Source organism: Robiginitalea sp., from assembly GCF_982776155.1.
In genome coordinates this window covers 230,332-246,586 of sequence record NZ_CEXZKX010000004.1, presented here as the reverse complement: position 1 = coordinate 246,586, position 16,255 = coordinate 230,332, and the positions used below count along the sequence as shown (strand labels likewise).

General features: G+C 53.9%; 14 protein-coding genes. 10 read left to right on the top strand and 4 right to left on the bottom strand.

The window, feature by feature from the left end; genetic code table 11:
* Positions 1-8: 8 nt before the first annotated feature.
* From AC3DKS_RS08835 to AC3DKS_RS08820, 4 genes are all read left to right on the top strand, one after another.
* The gene (locus AC3DKS_RS08835; protein WP_015755417.1) at positions 9-3,083 is read left to right on the top strand and encodes an efflux RND transporter permease subunit; all 3,075 of its coding nucleotides are present in this window, start codon (positions 9-11) and stop codon (positions 3,081-3,083) included.
* Positions 3,084-3,087: 4 nt separating this feature from the next.
* Positions 3,088-3,462, top strand: coding sequence for a DoxX family protein (locus AC3DKS_RS08830; RefSeq protein ID WP_148214385.1), 375 nt, complete (start codon positions 3,088-3,090; stop codon positions 3,460-3,462).
* A 79-nt stretch (positions 3,463-3,541) separates the two neighbouring features.
* Positions 3,542-3,877 carry a hypothetical protein gene (locus tag AC3DKS_RS08825; protein WP_041327274.1) on the top strand — a complete coding sequence of 112 codons (336 nt, stop codon included), beginning with the start codon at positions 3,542-3,544 and terminating at the stop codon, positions 3,875-3,877.
* Positions 3,878-3,967: 90 nt separating this feature from the next.
* The gene (locus AC3DKS_RS08820; protein ID WP_015755415.1) at positions 3,968-6,142 is read left to right on the top strand and encodes a TonB-dependent receptor; all 2,175 of its coding nucleotides are present in this window, start codon (positions 3,968-3,970) and stop codon (positions 6,140-6,142) included.
* A gap of 19 nt (positions 6,143-6,161) precedes the next feature.
* On the opposite strand, the gene arsB is transcribed toward AC3DKS_RS08820, so the two are convergent.
* The 4 genes from arsB to AC3DKS_RS08800 form a co-directional block, all read right to left on the bottom strand.
* The gene (gene arsB, locus AC3DKS_RS08815; protein ID WP_015755414.1) at positions 6,162-7,220 is read right to left on the bottom strand and encodes an ACR3 family arsenite efflux transporter; all 1,059 of its coding nucleotides are present in this window, start codon (positions 7,218-7,220) and stop codon (positions 6,162-6,164) included.
* A 6-nt stretch (positions 7,221-7,226) separates the two neighbouring features.
* Positions 7,227-7,559, bottom strand: coding sequence for an ArsR/SmtB family transcription factor (locus AC3DKS_RS08810; RefSeq protein ID WP_015755413.1), 333 nt, complete (start codon positions 7,557-7,559; stop codon positions 7,227-7,229).
* Positions 7,560-7,722: 163 nt separating this feature from the next.
* Complete coding sequence (locus tag AC3DKS_RS08805; RefSeq protein WP_488072690.1) at positions 7,723-8,541, bottom strand: hypothetical protein; 819 nt, start codon at positions 8,539-8,541, stop codon at positions 7,723-7,725.
* Positions 8,542-8,566: 25 nt separating this feature from the next.
* Positions 8,567-9,472 carry a helix-turn-helix domain-containing protein gene (locus AC3DKS_RS08800; protein WP_015755411.1) on the bottom strand — a complete coding sequence of 302 codons (906 nt, stop codon included), beginning with the start codon at positions 9,470-9,472 and terminating at the stop codon, positions 8,567-8,569.
* A 50-nt stretch (positions 9,473-9,522) separates the two neighbouring features.
* Here AC3DKS_RS08800 and AC3DKS_RS08795 point away from each other — a divergent pair, with 50 nt between their 5' ends.
* From AC3DKS_RS08795 to AC3DKS_RS08770, 6 genes are all read left to right on the top strand, one after another.
* A complete protein-coding gene (locus tag AC3DKS_RS08795) occupies positions 9,523-11,271 on the top strand; it encodes a carboxylesterase/lipase family protein (RefSeq protein ID WP_238528074.1) in 1,749 nt (582 codons plus the stop codon).
* A gap of 172 nt (positions 11,272-11,443) precedes the next feature.
* Positions 11,444-12,352: an alpha/beta hydrolase gene (locus AC3DKS_RS08790; RefSeq protein WP_272607774.1), complete on the top strand. Its 909-nt coding sequence runs from the start codon at positions 11,444-11,446 to the stop codon at positions 12,350-12,352.
* A 50-nt stretch (positions 12,353-12,402) separates the two neighbouring features.
* Positions 12,403-12,852 (top strand): nuclear transport factor 2 family protein, encoded by a 450-nt coding sequence (locus AC3DKS_RS08785; RefSeq protein WP_272607775.1) that lies wholly within the window; start codon positions 12,403-12,405, stop codon positions 12,850-12,852.
* 12 nt (positions 12,853-12,864) lie between these two features.
* Positions 12,865-13,239 (top strand): helix-turn-helix domain-containing protein, encoded by a 375-nt coding sequence (locus tag AC3DKS_RS08780; RefSeq protein WP_272607776.1) that lies wholly within the window; start codon positions 12,865-12,867, stop codon positions 13,237-13,239.
* Positions 13,240-13,405: 166 nt separating this feature from the next.
* On the top strand, positions 13,406-13,867 hold the full coding sequence (locus AC3DKS_RS08775) for a (2Fe-2S)-binding protein (protein WP_015755404.1): 462 nt from the start codon (positions 13,406-13,408) through the stop codon (positions 13,865-13,867).
* 45 nt (positions 13,868-13,912) lie between these two features.
* Positions 13,913-16,174 (top strand): xanthine dehydrogenase family protein molybdopterin-binding subunit, encoded by a 2,262-nt coding sequence (locus AC3DKS_RS08770; protein ID WP_272607777.1) that lies wholly within the window; start codon positions 13,913-13,915, stop codon positions 16,172-16,174.
* Positions 16,175-16,255: the final 81 nt, after the last annotated feature.

Sequence of the window (16,255 nt, the reverse complement as noted above, 5' to 3'; positions counted from 1 at the left end):
TAATAGTTATGCTGAACAAAATACTGACCCTTTCCCTGCACAACCGCCTGGTGGTTTTATTGGGGGCTGCCCTGCTGAGTGCAGCGGGCATCTACCTGGCCCGTACCATGAATGTGGATGTATTCCCGGATCTGACTGCCCCAACCGTTACGATCCTGACCGAAGCCCACGGCATGGAGTCCGAAGAAGTTGAAAAACTGGTTACCTACCAGCTGGAAACGGCTATGAACGGATCTCCCAACGTGCGGAGGATCCGTTCCTCCTCTGCTAGCGGCATTTCCATTGTGTGGGTAGAATTCGAGTGGGGCACCGATATTTACCGGGCCCGCCAGATAGTGAGCGAGCGCATCCCCGTGGTACAGGAAAGCCTGCCTGAGGGGGTGGGTACCCCAACCATGGCGCCGATCTCCTCCATCATGGGGGAGATCATGTTGCTGGGCGTGCGGTCCGACAGTTTATCCCCCATGGAGTTGCGCACCCTTTCGGACTGGGTCATCCGGCCCAGGATCAAATCCATCGGAGGCATTGCCAATGTGATCGTAATCGGTGGCGATTACAAGCAATACCAAGTGTTGGCGAACCCTGAAAAATTGAAGTACTACAACGTAGGTCTGCAGGAATTGCTTCAGAAAGTGGCCGAGAGCAACAGGAACGCGCCGGGAGGCATCCTCAATCAGCATGGGAACCAGTACCTTATTAAGGGAAGCGGCAGAGCGCATTCGCCCGACCAAATTCGGGAGGCCACCCTGAAGCAGGTAAATGGGCAGACAGTGAAAGTGGGAGATGTGGCCACCGTACAAATTGGGGCCGCCGATAAAATCGGGGATGGTTCCCTGAATGCATCCCCGGCCGTGATCCTTACCCTTTCCAAACAGCCGGAAGTAAATACCCTGGAACTCACCGACCGGCTCGACGCTGCTATTTCGGACCTGCAGCGGACCTTGCCTGGGGTGGAAATTAAAAACCATATTTTCCGGCAGGCCAATTTTATCGATGCCTCAATTGACAACCTTAACCGAACCTTGCTGGAAGGGGCATTTTTTGTCGTCCTGGTCCTGTTTATCTTTTTAATGAATTGGCGCACAACGGTCATTTCCCTGGTAGCCATACCGATATCGTTGCTGGTTTCCATTATCGTTCTCAAGCTGCTGGGATATACGATCAATACCATGAGTCTCGGTGGGATGGCCATCGCCATCGGAGCCCTGGTCGACGATGCGATTATCGATGTGGAGAACGTATTTAAGAGGCTCCGGGAAAATATCCGTAGGCCAAAAGGGGAACGACTCCCTGTTTTAACGGTGGTTAAAGATGCTTCCATTGAAATCCGAAGCTCCATTATCATTGCCACTTTAATCATCATTGTTTCCTTTATTCCGTTGTTTTTCCTGAGCGGGATGGAGGGCAGGCTGCTCAGGCCACTGGGGATCGCTTTTATCACTTCAGTGCTTACCTCCCTGTTGGTGGCAGTGACGGTTACCCCCGTATTGTGTTCCTATTTACTCCGAAGGGAAGACGTGCTCACAAAACAGGCCGGGGGAACCCGGGTGGAGCGCTGGTTGCAGGAGCATTATACCCGATTGCTGGACCGGGTCCTGAAAGTTCCCAAAATGGCTATTGGCATAACCGCCGGGATATTCCTGCTTAGCCTGGCCCTAATTACCCAGCTGGGCCGGAGCTTCCTGCCGGAATTTAACGAAGGGTCCCTGGTGATCAGCGCTGTGGGAGTTCCGGGCATGTCCCTGGAAGAGAGCAATAAAAACGGGGAACTGATCGAACGCCTGCTGCTGGAGATGCCGGAGGTAGAGGTGGTAACCCGCCGGACGGGGCGGGCGGAATTGGACGAGCACGCCCAGGGAGTGAACGCCGCGGAGATTGACGTGCCTTTTACCCTGGACGGCAAGACCAAAGAAGCATTTTTTGAGGAAGTCAGAACCAAACTGAGTGTTGTTCCGGGGGTGAATATTACCCTCGGACAACCTATTGCCCACCGCATTGACCATATGCTTTCCGGGACCCGGGCCAATATTGCCATCAAAATTTTCGGGGATGACCTGCAGCGGTTATTTGAACTGGGCAAGGAGATTGAATCGGCCATCGGGTCGGTGGATGGTATTGCAGATGTGGCCGTGGACCAGCAGATTGAAGTGCCCCAGCTTCGCATTACCCCTCGCAGGCAGCTACTGGCAGCTTACGGCATGACAGTAGGAGATCTTATGGAGCAGGTAGATGTGGCTTTCGCAGGCGAAAAGGCAGGGGAGATTTACGAAGGACAGCGGTACTTTGACCTGGTCGTCCGCTTCGAGAAAAGATGGCGGAACCAAATTCAGGCCATTGAATCTGCCCTGATCAGCCTTCCGGGTGGCGGGCAGGCACCCCTTGATCAATTGGCTGAGATTCGTTCCGTTAGCAGCCCCAATACCATTAGCCGCGAGGAAGTACAGCGAAAAATAGTGGTGGCTGCCAACGTGCAGGGACGTGACCTTCGGGGGGTGGTCAATGATATAGAAAAGATCATAGAAGGATCCATTGATCTTCCGGAAGGGTATCGCATTGATTATGGCGGACAGTTTGAAAGCGAGGCCAAAGCTTCCCGCTTACTGTTGATAACTGCCATCCTGGCCATCCTGGTCATCTTCCTCCTGCTTTATTTTGAGTTTAGGGATGTGAAACTGTCTTTCATTGTCCTGATCAACCTGCCATTGGCACTTATAGGAGGCATCCTGATCGTTTACTTCACTTCAGGGATCATAAGTATCGCGGCCACCATCGGATTTATCAGCCTCTTTGGAATTGCCACGCGTAACGGTATTTTGCTGGTATCGCGCTATGAAGATTTAAGGAAGGTGGGGATGGATGGAACAAAACTCCTGAAGACGGGTGCTCTGGACCGGTTAAATCCCATCCTGATGACTGCCTTTACCACGGGCCTGGCCCTGATCCCGCTAGCCCTTAAGGGAGGGGAGCCGGGCAATGAAATCCAGAGCCCGATGGCAGTTGTAATCCTGGGTGGGCTCCTGTCTGCTACGGTGCTGAATTTGGTGATTATTCCCTGCGTATATAAACTGGTGAATGCAAAATGATACTATGCGGATCGCACTGAATATCCTCTCGGCCTTGTTAGGCCTGTTGCTCCTCAACGGGGGCCTCAACAAATTCTTCAACTACATGCCCGCGCCGGAGGACCTGCCCGAGGCCATGGTCAAAGATTTCGGGGCCTTGACGGAAATTTCCTGGCTGATGCCCTTGATTGCCATTGCTGAAATCCTGGCAGGGATCCTGATTATTATACCCAAAACGCGAGCCCTGGGGGCGTTGATTTTCTTCCCGGTAGCGGTCGGCATCCTGCTTACCCATATTTTCGTGGGGCCTTCCGGCCTGCCGATTGCCCTGCTCGTCTGGGCCGTCCTGCTCTGGATCCTTTGGGACAACCGCGAGAAGTACCGCCCCCTGTTTAAATAGCATTTTACTATTGCTGTGTAGATGACCCGGGGATAGAAAATCCGGCAGCCGGTTCCCTGAAATCCAGTATCTTTACCCCATGCGATTCATGGCCTGCCTTTTTGCCTGCCTGACCCTTTTGATGTCTGCGGTACCCTGCTGTACGGAAGGGGATGGTTGCGCGGAAACCCCGGCACCCGAAACGGCCGGGCACACCGATGCGCCTTGCGGGGAAGCACCCGACGGGGAAGGCCCGTGTTCGCCATTCTACGCCTGCGGCTCCTGCCCGGGGTGCGTCGTACCCCAGGCCGTCGAACCCGAGGTGTCCGCAATGCCGGAGGCTCGCCAACTCATTGCGGATCGCCGCTCCACCCGGTTTCAATCCCCTCCGGGACACCGCCCATTGCGACCGCCCATCTTTACGGAATTCCTATAACCAGGCGCCGGTAGACTGATCGCCGCGCCAACAGGTGGACCGGGCGAATTCCGGTTCCGCATCCTTGCACGAATTCCAAAAACTTTCAAGATGAAAATCAAGAATATACTCATAGGGTGTGCCCTGCTGGTTTCAGGCTGGCTGGCTGCCCAAAACGATTTCCGCGCCACCATCAGGGACGCCGATTCCGGCGAACCCCTTATCGGGGCAACCGTATTGATCGAAGCCCTGGAGCGGGGCGGGACCACAGATACCACGGGGACCATCCTGCTGACCGATATCCCCGACGGAACACATACCTTCCGGTTCAGCTATATCGGTTTTGAACCGCAAGAACAAACATTTGACCTCCCTTTGCCGGCCCGGGACCCGGAACCGGTAATTGAACTCCACCCCGCCCATGAGGAGATGGAACAGGTTACCATCACCTCCACGCGCAGCACCCGTTCCATTGCGGATATCCCTACCCGGGTGGAATTTATCGCCGGGGAGGAGCTCGCCGAGAAAGGCAACATGAAGCCCGGGGATATCCGGATGCTCCTCAATGAAAGTACCGGGATCCAGACCCAGCAGACTTCGGCAACGAGTTATAATTCCAGCATCCGGATCCAGGGCCTGGACGGGAAATACACTCAGTTGCTTAGGGACGGGATGCCGCTGTATTCGGGGTTTTCGGGCGGGCTCAGCCTGATGCAGATTGCCCCCCTGGACCTCAAACAGGTGGAGGTCATCAAAGGCGCATCCTCCACGCTGTACGGGGGCGGGGCCATTGCCGGCCTGGTAAACCTGATCACCAAAACCCCGGGGGAAGAGGAAGAACTGAGTTTTATGCTGAACGGGACGTCGGCCCTGGGGCTGGATGCCAGCGGCTTCTATTCGGAGAAATATGGAAACTGGGGCGCTACGGTATTCGCATCCTATAACATGGGCACTCCTTATGACCCTGCGGACATCGGCCTGACGGCCATCCCGGAATTCGACCGGTTTACGCTGAACCCCAAGCTGTTTGTCTATTTTGACGATGCTACTAAGATGCATGCCGGGGTGAACCTGGTTACCGAAAAGCGGTTGGGGGGCAATATTGCGTTTGCAAAAGGTGAAGAAGTAGCAGACCCCTATTTTGAAGCGAACGAAACGGACCGTATCTCCACCCAGTTCGAATTGGACCACGGGCTGGGCGGGACCGGGAGGCTGCAGGTTAAAAACAGCCTGAATTTTTACGACCGGTCCATCGCCATTCCGAATTACGCTTTTGGCGGCCGGCAGTTTTCGTCCTTTTCCGAGGCGAATATTTCCTGGGGAGGCGAACAATCCGAGTGGATCACCGGGCTCAACCTGTGGACGGACCGCTTCACCCAATCAGAGGGCGACCCGGAACGGGACCTGGGGTATTCCAACGCCACCCTGGGCGGCTTCGTACAGAATACCTGGAACCTGGCACCCCTCTGGACCCTGGAATCCGGTTTCCGCCTGGATTACCAGAACCGCTATGGCTGGTATGCCCTGCCGCGCTTCTCCCTGATGTTCGACCCGGCCTCCGCGTGGACGTTCCGCCTGGGGGGCGGGCTGGGGTACAAAACCCCCACGGTTTTCTCGGAAGACGCCGAGCGGCTGCAATTCCGGAACATCCTGCCCCTGGATATGGGAGCCTTGAAAGCCGAGGAATCGGCCGGGGCCAATTTTGATATCAACCACCGGATGCCCCTGGCCCCCGGGTTGGTCATGTCCTCCAATGTGCTGTTCTATTACACCCGCATAGCAGACCCGCTGCTGCTGATCCCGGCCGGCAACCTCTTTGAGTTTACCCAACCCGACGGGTATGTGGATACCCACGGGGCCGAGGTCAACCTCAAGTGGAGCTACGGCGACCTGAAACTCTTTGTGGGGTATACCTATGCGAACGTGAAGGAACACTACAACGGGGAGGCCTCCGATTTTCCGCTCGTGGCAAAACATCGGCTCAACAATGTGCTGATGTATGAGAAACACGACAATTTCTGGATTGGCCTGGAGGCGTATTATTTCAGCCCGCAGCAACTCAGCGACGGGACCACCGGGCAGGCTTACTGGATTACCGGGGTGATGACCGAGAAGAAACTCGGGGAGCACCTGTCCGTTTACCTGAATTTTGAGAATTTCCTGGACACCCGGCAGACGGCCTTCGACACCATTTATACCGGCGACCTGAGCGACCCGCAATTCCGGGACATTTACGCCCCGGTGGACGGTTTTGTCGTCAATGGCGGGTTTAAGTGGCAGTTGTAACCTCCCGGGGAATCGATTGTCAGGCGGTTTGGGTTCCGGGGTAGTATTTATCCCGGAGCCAAAATGCTACCCGCACCAGCAGGATCAGGGCCGGGACTTCTACAAGCGGCCCGATGACCCCGGCAAATGCCTGGCCCGAATTCAGGCCGAAAACGGCGATGGCCACGGCAATGGCCAGTTCAAAATTGTTGCCTGCAGCCGTAAAGGCAATGGCGGCGTTTTTGTCATAGGTGGCCCCGGCGGCCCGGCTTACAAAGAAGCCGATCAGGAACATCAGGGCAAAATAGATCAGCAGGGGAACGGCAATCAAAAGCACATCCCCGGGAATTTCGACAATCAGTTCCCCTTTCAGGGAGAACATGACCACGATGGTGAACAAGAGCGCGATGAGCGTCAGGGGGGAGATGGTTGGGATAAATTTATTTTCGTACCATTCCACGCCTTTTGCCCGGACCAGGAGCCAACGGCTGAGGATGCCCAGGGCAAACGGGATGCCCAGGTAAATGGCAACGCTCTCGGCAATAGTGGCAATCGAAATATCTACCAGGGCGCCCTCAAAGCCGAAATAGGGGGGAAGGACGGTGATGAATATCCAGGCGTAAAAACTGTAACCGAACACCTGGAAGATGCTGTTCAGGGCCACCAGCCCGGCGCCGTATTCGCTGCTGCCTTCGGCCAGGTCGTTCCAGACCAGGACCATGGCAATACAGCGGGCCAGCCCAATCAGGATGAGCCCCACCATGTACTCGGGATGGTCTCCCAAAAAGAGGACGGCCAGCACAAACATGAGCACGGGCCCGATGATCCAGTTCAGGAGCAGGGAGATGGATAGCACTTTCAGGTTGCGGAACACCCTGGGCAGCAGGCTGTAATTTACCTTGGCCAAGGGCGGGTACATCATAACGATCAGCCCGATGGCAATGGGGATGTTCGTGGAGCCGCTGCTGTAGGAATCGATTCCGGAGGCGATCCGGGGGAATCCATATCCGAGGCCCACCCCCAGGGCCATGGCCAGGAAAATCCATAGGGTGAGGTAGCGGTTGAGGAAACCGAGGCGTTTCGGTGCGTTTTTTGCCATAAATGTTTAACAACAAGTATCTTTTAAATGGACATCCTGGTCCAGGAACTGGCTGAATTCCGTTTTCATCGCATTCCAGTTTTCACGGTCAATGCAATAACAGACGCGGGTCCCGTCCACATCGCCCTTAATCAGCCCCATACTGCGAAGCTCTTTCAAATGCTGGGAAACGGTAGGTTGTGCCAGCCCGATCTCCTCCACCAGGTCCCCGCAGATACAGGCATCTACACGAAAAAGGTGTTGCAGGATGGCAATGCGCGCCGGGTGGGCAAACACCTTGGCGATCAGGGCCAGTTCATTCTGCTGCTCGGTGAATATTTCGGACTTGGTCAATCCCATTATTATTAATTTATTGCAATATTACAATATACAATGACAACTTTTACAAAAAGCGAGATTTTTTTTGGGGGGGGGCGCCAAACCGGGAGGTTTTCCCTGGGAAGTATCCGCTGGGTTTCTTGCAGACCCAAAGCGTTCAAATTTCTGTGTATGCTGAAACGGACTAAAAACCGTACGTTAGCGTCAGGCTCCAGATAAAATCTTCTTCGGGGAGGATATCCGTATCAATAGCCATGTTAAAGAGTGCTGAAATCGAAACAGGGCAGTTGCGGAGGGCAAGTGTCGCAGTAAGCGTACTGTAATATCCATGCAGCGCATCCTGAGACAGGTAAAACACCTGGGGGCTGAGGACCATATAGAGACGCCCGGCGAGGTCCAGGTCGGACAGCGTACTGTTCAGTGTCACAAAATTCACCCGTTTCGAGGTGTCGTCAAAGCCCCAGGAGGTCAGGTAATAGGCCCCGACCTGAATTTTTTCACTGATTTTAAAACTGGGCGCCAGTTCGGCTGCCAGGAATCGGCGCGCACTGTTGATGGTTTTTTCCACGCCATTATCCAACACAGTTGCGGTGCGAAAATTTAAGGCCGGATGCGCCCCCACACGTAGTGAGAACCGCTCATTGTCAACAGCCTGGTAGCGAAACCAGAAAAGCAAGGTCCAGGGCCTCCCCTGCAGGGAGAATCGGATATCCGGCTCCACACTAAAACGCTTCCGGGCAAACTTTCCAAGGAAGATTGCTGCCGGGTCGCCCAGGGAAAATGACGGGATGAGCGAGATGCCATTATTGGTCACGGAAAAGGAACCGCTAACATGGTCCAGCAGGGGTTCACTGGGTTGGATGCCTTCGCGTAGAACCTGGCCCGAAAACCGGTCCAGAACGGCAGTGGAATCCCGGTCCTGGGCCTGTATCCTTGCGGTCACCATGAACAATATGGCCAGAATCCCCATTGAACAGGTACGTCGGATAGATTTAATGAACATAGAAATAGCAATCAGTGCGCGGCTGTCAATTCAGCATGCGGTACTCATTCGGCGTATAACCGACATTCTTCTTAAAAAGGCGGGAAAAATGCTGGGGGTATTTAAACCCCAGGTCAAAGGCGATTTCACTGACGGATTTGTCCGTGTCGAAGGTCCGGGCCTTGGCCGTTTCGATGAGTTTATCCTGGATCAGGTCTTTGGCGGACTTTCCGGTTTCCTTCTTGATCAGGTCCCCGAAATAATTGGGCGATAAGTGCAGTTCCCCGGCAAAATAAGCAACTGTCGGCAACCCGATTTCCCGGGGTTTGTCCGAATTGAAATAGCCATTGAGTAATTTTTCAAATTTGCCTACTACGCCCTGGTTCTTGTGTTCCCGGGTAAAAAATTGCCGGTCGTAAAAACGGTGGCAATAGTTCAGGAACAATTCGATATTTGAGGTGACCAGTTTCCGGCTGTGCCGGTCCATTCCCTGCTGCAATTCAAATTCTATTTTGGAAAAACAGTCCAGTACGATTTGCCGTTCCCTTTCGGATATGTGCAGCGCCTCATGGAGCTCATAGGAAAAGAAGGAATGGGAGTCGATAACTTTCCCGAGTTGGGTTCCCAGGAGCAGGTCCGGGTGGAAAAGCAAGGCGAAGCCCGTTGGCTGGTAATCCGTTTCGATATGTTCGATGTTGACTATCTGGCCCGGGCCCACGAAAACAAGAGTCCCGTCCTGGAAGTCGTAATTCTGCCTGCCGTACCGCATGATGCACTGTTGCCCCTGCTTGAGGAAAATCCCGTAAAAATGATAGCGCACCGAGCGGGTACCCTTGCGCGGCTTCCAGTCGGCCTTGGACAAATCCACGACGGTTACCAAAGGGTGGCTTGCGGACAATCCCAGCCCCTTGCAGTAGTCATTGACCATTTCCAGTTCCACCATGTTTTTCATTGTCGGCTATTTACCATCAAAAATAGGCAATCAGTGTCATTCTCAACAGGATGTGCCTGGCCATCGGTAATAATGGTATGACTAACCGTATTTCATATACTAGGCTTCCGCTCTTTCGTATCCATATTTGTAGTGTGTCAAAATTCCCCGAAGGAAATCCTAATGAGTCACTTATGAAGCCACTATTTTCTATTGTTTTATTGATTCTATCGCTTACCGCTACCGCGCAAAACCCCATTGTCAGTACAGCGGACGGTGAATTGCGGGGAGTACAGGCCGAGGCTGTTGCCAGTTTTAAGGGAATTCCCTTTGCGGCTCCCCCGATTGGCGAATATCGCTGGCGACCCCCACAGCCGGTAACACCCTGGGAAGGAGTGCGCGATGCCGTAGACTACGGTCCAATTTGCGCACAGTCGGGCTGGGGGGGAGCTCCGGGCACCATTGTTGACGGGTCATCTGAAGACTGTTTATATCTCAATGTCTGGGCTCCTGCAGATGCCGGGGCTAATGAAAAATTGCCGGTAATGGTATGGTTTCACGGCGGCGGTTTTACAGGCGGCAGCGGTTCCGGGGCAGGGACGGTTGGCGATGAATTTGCAAAACAGGGAGTTATCCTGGTTACGGTTAATTACCGGTTGGGTCGTTTGGGCCATTATGCATTTCCCGCCCTGAGTGATGAGCATCCCGATGAGGACAAAGGCAGTTATGCATTTATGGACAACATTGCCGCCCTCAAGTGGGTGCAAAAGAATATTGCCGCCTTTGGGGGCGATCCGGAAAATGTGACCATTTTCGGGTTTTCGGCCGGGGGCGTGGCCATCCATGCGCTCATGACCATTCCGGACGCGCAGGGGCTTTTTCACAAGGCAATCGGTCATTCCAGCGGCGGAAGGGACGGAGTCCTTACAGGCAGGCCCATACGAAAGGACGATGCCGACGCACTTTACCCCATTTCAGCCGAAACCATCGGCGTAAACTTTGCCCGTAAACACGGGATAGAAGGTAGCGATGCGGCTACCCTGGAAAAACTTCGATCCCTGAGTGTTGAGGAGATTGTAGACGGCGGGCAGGAATATGATGGGCAGGGAGGGCCACGAATTTATTCAGGCCCCATTCTCGACGGGGAATTTGTTGTGGAGACTGCCGAGAGTGCCTACAAGGCAGGAAGACAGGCGAAGGTACCGCTGATGATCGGAAATAACAGCGCGGAGATTGGGGGCGGATTTGTTAACTCGAGCAGTTCTAAGGCAGAGTTATTCGCTTTGTTCGGGGATCTTGAAGATGAAGCGCGAGCTGCTTATGACCCTGGGAACAGTAAAGAATTTGCCGAGGTACAAACCCGGTTCAATACGGATTGGGTGTGGGGGGAGCCCGCACGGTTTGCAGCAAGTTCGGTTGCTGCCGTTGACCAGCCGGCGTACGTTTTTCTCTTTTCGTATGTACCGGCGGCTATGAAGGAGCGAATGACCTTTGGGCCTGGTCACGGAACAGATGTCGCGTTTGTTTTTAACAAACTCGGAGTAGGGGGCTTCGGACCGCCCCCGCCCCCTCCAACGCCAGAAGACAAAGAAGTTGCGAGAATAATGAATGCCTATTGGGTAAACTTCGCCAGGACAGGTAACCCCAATGCCAACGGGCTGCCACAATGGCCTGAATATACACCTGCAGGCAACAGGATTCTCGAAATCCAACCCGACGGCAACCCGGTTGGCAAACCGGATCCCAGAAAAGAACGTCTGGATGTGATTGAGAAAGTTATGGAGCTACTCCGTGCAACAGTACAAACCAGGGGGATTTGAGAAGGTGATAAAGCGGGCGAAAATTCGCAAAACCCGAAACTGAAAAAGCAAATTAATAATTGCCATGATTTTAACCGGCTTCTTCCGTGCTTTCATAATTGCCATATGTATCTCCATACCCGGAATATTTTGCCGGAATAATGGTGCGGATAAACCGGAAAAAACGACTCAGGTGCGTCAATCGGATATACAAAGCAGGCATTTAAATAAGAACAACCGGGTGGGGGATATTGTGGCCCACACGGCCTTTGGGGAATTCGGACGCTTGCTGTTGCCGCATGACGACAATACTCGCTATTACCATGTTCCCCTGCGCAATGTAGCGTCATTGATGCCTTACCACAGCCGGGTGAAACCCGACGATGTTCTAGCGGCCTTGAATGATATGATCGATGAGGTAGGCGAGGGGAACAAAATATTTTACGATTATTATACCGAGGACCAAAAAAGGCAAAACCCGGATAAAAAGAATACCGGCCTCTTCTATTTTCGGGGAAAACCCGGTGCCCCGATGGCCATCATCTGCCCGGGCGGGGGATTTTCCTATGTGGGATCCCTGCACGAAGGCTTTCCGCTGGCGCGTGAATTGAGTAAAAAGGGATACAATGCCTTTGTCATACGCTATCGAATTGGCAGCGGGCGATGGGCAACCGAAGACTTAGCGGCCGCCATCAGCTACCTATTTCGACAAGCCCGGGATTTACAAGTGGACACCGGGGGGTATTCGCTTTGGGGCGGCTCGGCCGGTGCCCGGATGGTGGGGGATATTGCCCGGGATGGCGTGTCTGCCTATGGGGGAGATAATTTGCCCAAACCGGCCGCAGCAGTTATTGCCTATACGGGGCAGGCTACCTATTCGAACGATTTTTCTCCGGCCTTTATCACGGTGGCGGCGAATGACCCAATTGTCGACATCCGCACCGTGGAAAGGCGGGTTGCCAACCTGAAAGGCGCCGGAGCGGATGTGGAATATAAAAGATATGAACACGCGGGTCACGGTTTTGGCCTGGGAACGGGGACGGAAGCTGAAGGATGGCTGGACCTGGCCACGCGTTTTTGGGAACGGCAACTCGAACGCTGACTGAAATATGGAATAAAAATTAGAGCAACATGAATTCTAAACATAAGAAAATGAAAACGAGATTTATCAGTCTATTTGTATTTGTAATAGGAGTTACAACATTCGCGCAGGATGCGGCTGTTAAGCAGGAAATCGAGAAACTTTCACAGGCCAAATGGCAGTGGATGGCAGACAAGAACGCAGAGGAACTCGACAAGGTTTTTCACGAGAAGTCCAAGTTCGTCCACATGAGCGGTTCCTGGAAAAAGGATCGGGAGCTCGAAATCATTAAAACCGGGAGCATCTGGTACAAACAGGCCGATGTACATGACGTGGCGGTGGAAGTCTTCGGGGATACCGCCGTCCTGTGGAACCGGATCACCCTGATGGCCCACGTTCGGGGAAATGACGTATCCAACGAATTTACGGTCACTGAGGTCTACAAGAGGGAAGGGGATAATTGGCAATTATTGGCCCTCACCTTCAGCAGTGTCCGCGACACCCACGAGATCTCGCATTAATTGACGAAGCAGTTGACTGGAAAAGGTAAAGCGAACTCGGACCTGGTCCGGGTCTTTAAACAGCACCTGGAACAGCAATTTCCCGTGGATGGAGACCAGGCGCCCGTGCAACTCCGCAAGCCTTCCGATTTTGCCCGGGTGCTTCAAGTTCATGTGAACCACCTGAACCGGGCACTGACAGCAGTTACAGGCAAAACCACCACGGAGGTGCTCAATGAACGGTTTGTCCTGGAGGCCAAACGACTGCTGTGGGAAACCGATTGGAAAATCGCGAATATTTCCTGGTCGCTCGGCTTCCGGGAAGCCAACAATTTCAGCGCATTTTTCAAGAGGCACACAGGTGTTCCCCCAACTGTTTTCAGGGACCGTCAAAAGAAAGCGAAATGAAATATTACCTCCTTTTGATTTTCCTTGTTCTGGCAAGCCCTGAAATGGGGTTTTAACCCGGGAGTGAGCTTTTTACAAAAGTTTAACAAGCAGCCGGGGGCTATGTTTGAATTTTATAGCCCGAGGCAGCCCGGAATATTTAATTTTAAAGGATTAAAAACCACATATGGCAAATTTCAACCTGAAAATCAACGGCTCCACCATGGCGGTGGACGTGGATCCGGCAACCCCGCTTTTATGGGTACTTCGCGACCACCTGAACCTGGTAGGTACCAAATACGGTTGCGGGATCGCCCAGTGCGGCGCCTGTACGATCCACCTGGGGGATACAGCAACACGTTCCTGCATGCTTCCCGTTTCGGCGGTAGGCGATCAGGAGGTGACGACTATCGAAGGCCTCTCCGAAAACGGCGATCACCCGGTACAAAAGGCTTGGCTGGATGTAGATGTTCCCCAGTGCGGATACTGCCAGGCAGGCCAGATCATGACGGCCAGCGCCCTGTTGAAACAAAACCCGAACCCCTCGGATTCGGATATCGAATCTGCCATGAACGGCAATATCTGCCGGTGCGGCACGTATGTGCGGATCAAGAAAGCAGTTAAGCAGGCAGCCCAGGGGGGAAGCTAAGCAAACCACGGGATAACCCGGCTTAATAAAAATAAAATATCAAATATGACGCTTGTAAAAACGCATATGGGGCGACGTGCCTTTATCAAGAACACCAGCCTGGCCGGAGGGGGTTTGGTGCTTGGTTTTAGCATCTTCAATGCCTGTAAACCCAAAGATTCCAATGAAGTGGCTGTACGGGAGATGCCGGATGAATGGTTCGAGATCAATTCCTACCTGAAGATCGGAGATAACGGCCTGGTCACCATCATGGCCCCCAATCCCGAATTCGGCCAGGGGGTCATCACCTCCATGCCGATGATTGTAGCCGATGAGCTGGATGTCGATTGGGAGGATGTGTTGGTGGAACAGGCGAACTTTGACCAGGAGGCCTACGGCTGGCAATTCACCGGCGGGAGCCAGGGCATCCGCCGGAGGTGGGAGGGCCTTCGTATAGCGGGCGCATCTGCCAAACAAATGCTAAAGCAGGCCGCTGCTCAAACCTGGGCGGTACCGATCGGGGAAATCTCAGTCTCAAATGGTGTTGTCTCGCACGAAGCCTCCGGGAATACGGCCGGGTTCGGAGACCTGGCTTCACTGGCAGCGACCCTGGAAGTACCTGAGGAGGTTACCCTGAAAAACGTGGAAGACTTTACCATTATCGGAACCTCTAAAAAGGACGTGGAAACCCGGAAAATCATTACCGGGAAGCCGTTGTTTGGCCTGGATTACCAGTATGAAGGGGCGCTTACGGCCATGGTGATCCATCCGCCGGCCTTCGGATTGCGATTGAAATCCTTTGATGCAACCGCGGCCCGGTCCATGCCGGGCATTGTAGATGTTATCCAGATCAAAACGCTGGAGGACAGCTTTACACGGGGGTATTTTGATACGAATGCATTTACCGACCTGGTAGCCGTTGTGGGTAAATCTACCTGGGAGGTGATGAATGCAAAGAAAAGTGTACAGGCGGAGTGGGAGCCTATATCCGATTCCCGGTTCAAAATGGACCGGTTTGGCAACGAGATGGAAATTGAAGTCCCGGGTGGGCTGGAAAGCACTGATGACCATTATGCAAAGATGGAGGAGATGGCTGCCGGGTCGGGCACAACGGCGCGTAAAGACGGCAATCCGGAACGCGCCTTTGCCGGGGCCGCCCAGGTAATCGAGCGATCGTATTCCTGCCCGTTCCTCGCGCACAACTGCATGGAGCCCATGAATTTTTTCGCCCATGTAACAGAAGAAGGGGCCAAGCTCGCCGGGCCATTACAGGCGCCGGTCCTTACCGAACCCACAGTAGCCGCCCGATTGAACCTGCCTCCCGAGAAGGTGGAGATTGAATTGACGCGGATGGGAGGCGGTTTCGGGCGTCGCGCCTACGGCCATTACGCAGTAGAAGCCGCGCTGATATCCCGGGAAGTGGGCCAACCGGTAAAACTGGTCTATACCCGGGAAGACGACATGACCTGCGGGATCTACAGGCCTACCTATCACGCCACATACCGCGCGGCACTGGATGCGGATAACAACCTGGTCGCCTTCCATGTAAAGGCGGGCGGAATCCCGGAAACCCCTTTGTTCGCCAACCGCTTCCCGGCGGGTGCGGTGGAAAATTACCTGGCCGAGCAATGGGAGGTCAATTCAAATATCACCATTGGTGCCTACCGGGCACCCCGCTCCAATTTCATGGCCGGGGTGGAGCAGGCTTTTTTGGACGAAGTAGCCGAGCTGGCGGGGAAAGACCCTATTGACTTCAGGCTGGAATTGATTGAACGGGCAAAAAATAACCCGGTTGGCGAAAACAATGACTACGACCCGGATCGACTTGCCGGGGTTCTGAAACTCGTACGCGAAAAATCGAATTGGGATCAATCCCCCCGGGGCGTCCACAGGGGCGTGGCAGCGTACTTTTGCCACAACAGTTATGCAGCACATGTCATCGACGTGGTCATGGAAGGGAACACCCCGAAGGTGGAACGTGTGGTTTGCGCCCTGGATTGTGGGATTGTCATCAATCCGGATGCCGCGACCAACATGGCCGAAGGGGCTATCGTGGACGGGGTAGGAAATGCCATGTACGGCGAATTAAACTTTACGGACGGTCGCACAAACCAAACGAATTTTGACAAGTATAAAATCATCCGTCATGCCGAGGCGCCAAAGAACATCGAGGTGTACTTTGTCGAGAACGACATCGACCCGACCGGGTTGGGCGAACCGCCCTTCCCGCCGGTAACGGGCGCCCTGGCGAATGCTATCTACAAAGCAAGCGGGCGGCGGTTGTACCGCCAGCCGTTTGCAACGGACCGGCCGGCTATAGTCGGATAGCCGGATATTCAAGACCCGCGCGGTTTGCGTCAAAGCTTGTCGCTTTGACCATTACAGGTATCCCAAGCCCTTGAAATTTCG

What these genes read in the sequence shown, in the direction of transcription:
- AC3DKS_RS08835 (WP_015755417.1), top strand. Translation starts at nt 9, where the DNA reads ATGCTGAACAAAATACTGACCCTTTCCCTGCACAACCGCCTGGTGGTT.
- AC3DKS_RS08830 (WP_148214385.1), top strand. Translation starts at nt 3,088, where the DNA reads ATGCGGATCGCACTGAATATCCTCTCGGCCTTGTTAGGCCTGTTGCTC.
- AC3DKS_RS08825 (WP_041327274.1), top strand. Translation starts at nt 3,542, where the DNA reads ATGCGATTCATGGCCTGCCTTTTTGCCTGCCTGACCCTTTTGATGTCT.
- AC3DKS_RS08820 (WP_015755415.1), top strand. Translation starts at nt 3,968, where the DNA reads ATGAAAATCAAGAATATACTCATAGGGTGTGCCCTGCTGGTTTCAGGC.
- arsB (WP_015755414.1), bottom strand. Translation starts at nt 7,220, where the DNA reads ATGGCAAAAAACGCACCGAAACGCCTCGGTTTCCTCAACCGCTACCTC.
- AC3DKS_RS08810 (WP_015755413.1), bottom strand. Translation starts at nt 7,559, where the DNA reads ATGGGATTGACCAAGTCCGAAATATTCACCGAGCAGCAGAATGAACTG.
- AC3DKS_RS08805 (WP_488072690.1), bottom strand. Translation starts at nt 8,541, where the DNA reads ATGTTCATTAAATCTATCCGACGTACCTGTTCAATGGGGATTCTGGCC.
- AC3DKS_RS08800 (WP_015755411.1), bottom strand. Translation starts at nt 9,472, where the DNA reads ATGAAAAACATGGTGGAACTGGAAATGGTCAATGACTACTGCAAGGGG.
- AC3DKS_RS08795 (WP_238528074.1), top strand. Translation starts at nt 9,523, where the DNA reads ATGTGCCTGGCCATCGGTAATAATGGTATGACTAACCGTATTTCATAT.
- AC3DKS_RS08785 (WP_272607775.1), top strand. Translation starts at nt 12,403, where the DNA reads ATGAAAACGAGATTTATCAGTCTATTTGTATTTGTAATAGGAGTTACA.
- AC3DKS_RS08775 (WP_015755404.1), top strand. Translation starts at nt 13,406, where the DNA reads ATGGCAAATTTCAACCTGAAAATCAACGGCTCCACCATGGCGGTGGAC.
- AC3DKS_RS08770 (WP_272607777.1), top strand. Translation starts at nt 13,913, where the DNA reads ATGACGCTTGTAAAAACGCATATGGGGCGACGTGCCTTTATCAAGAAC.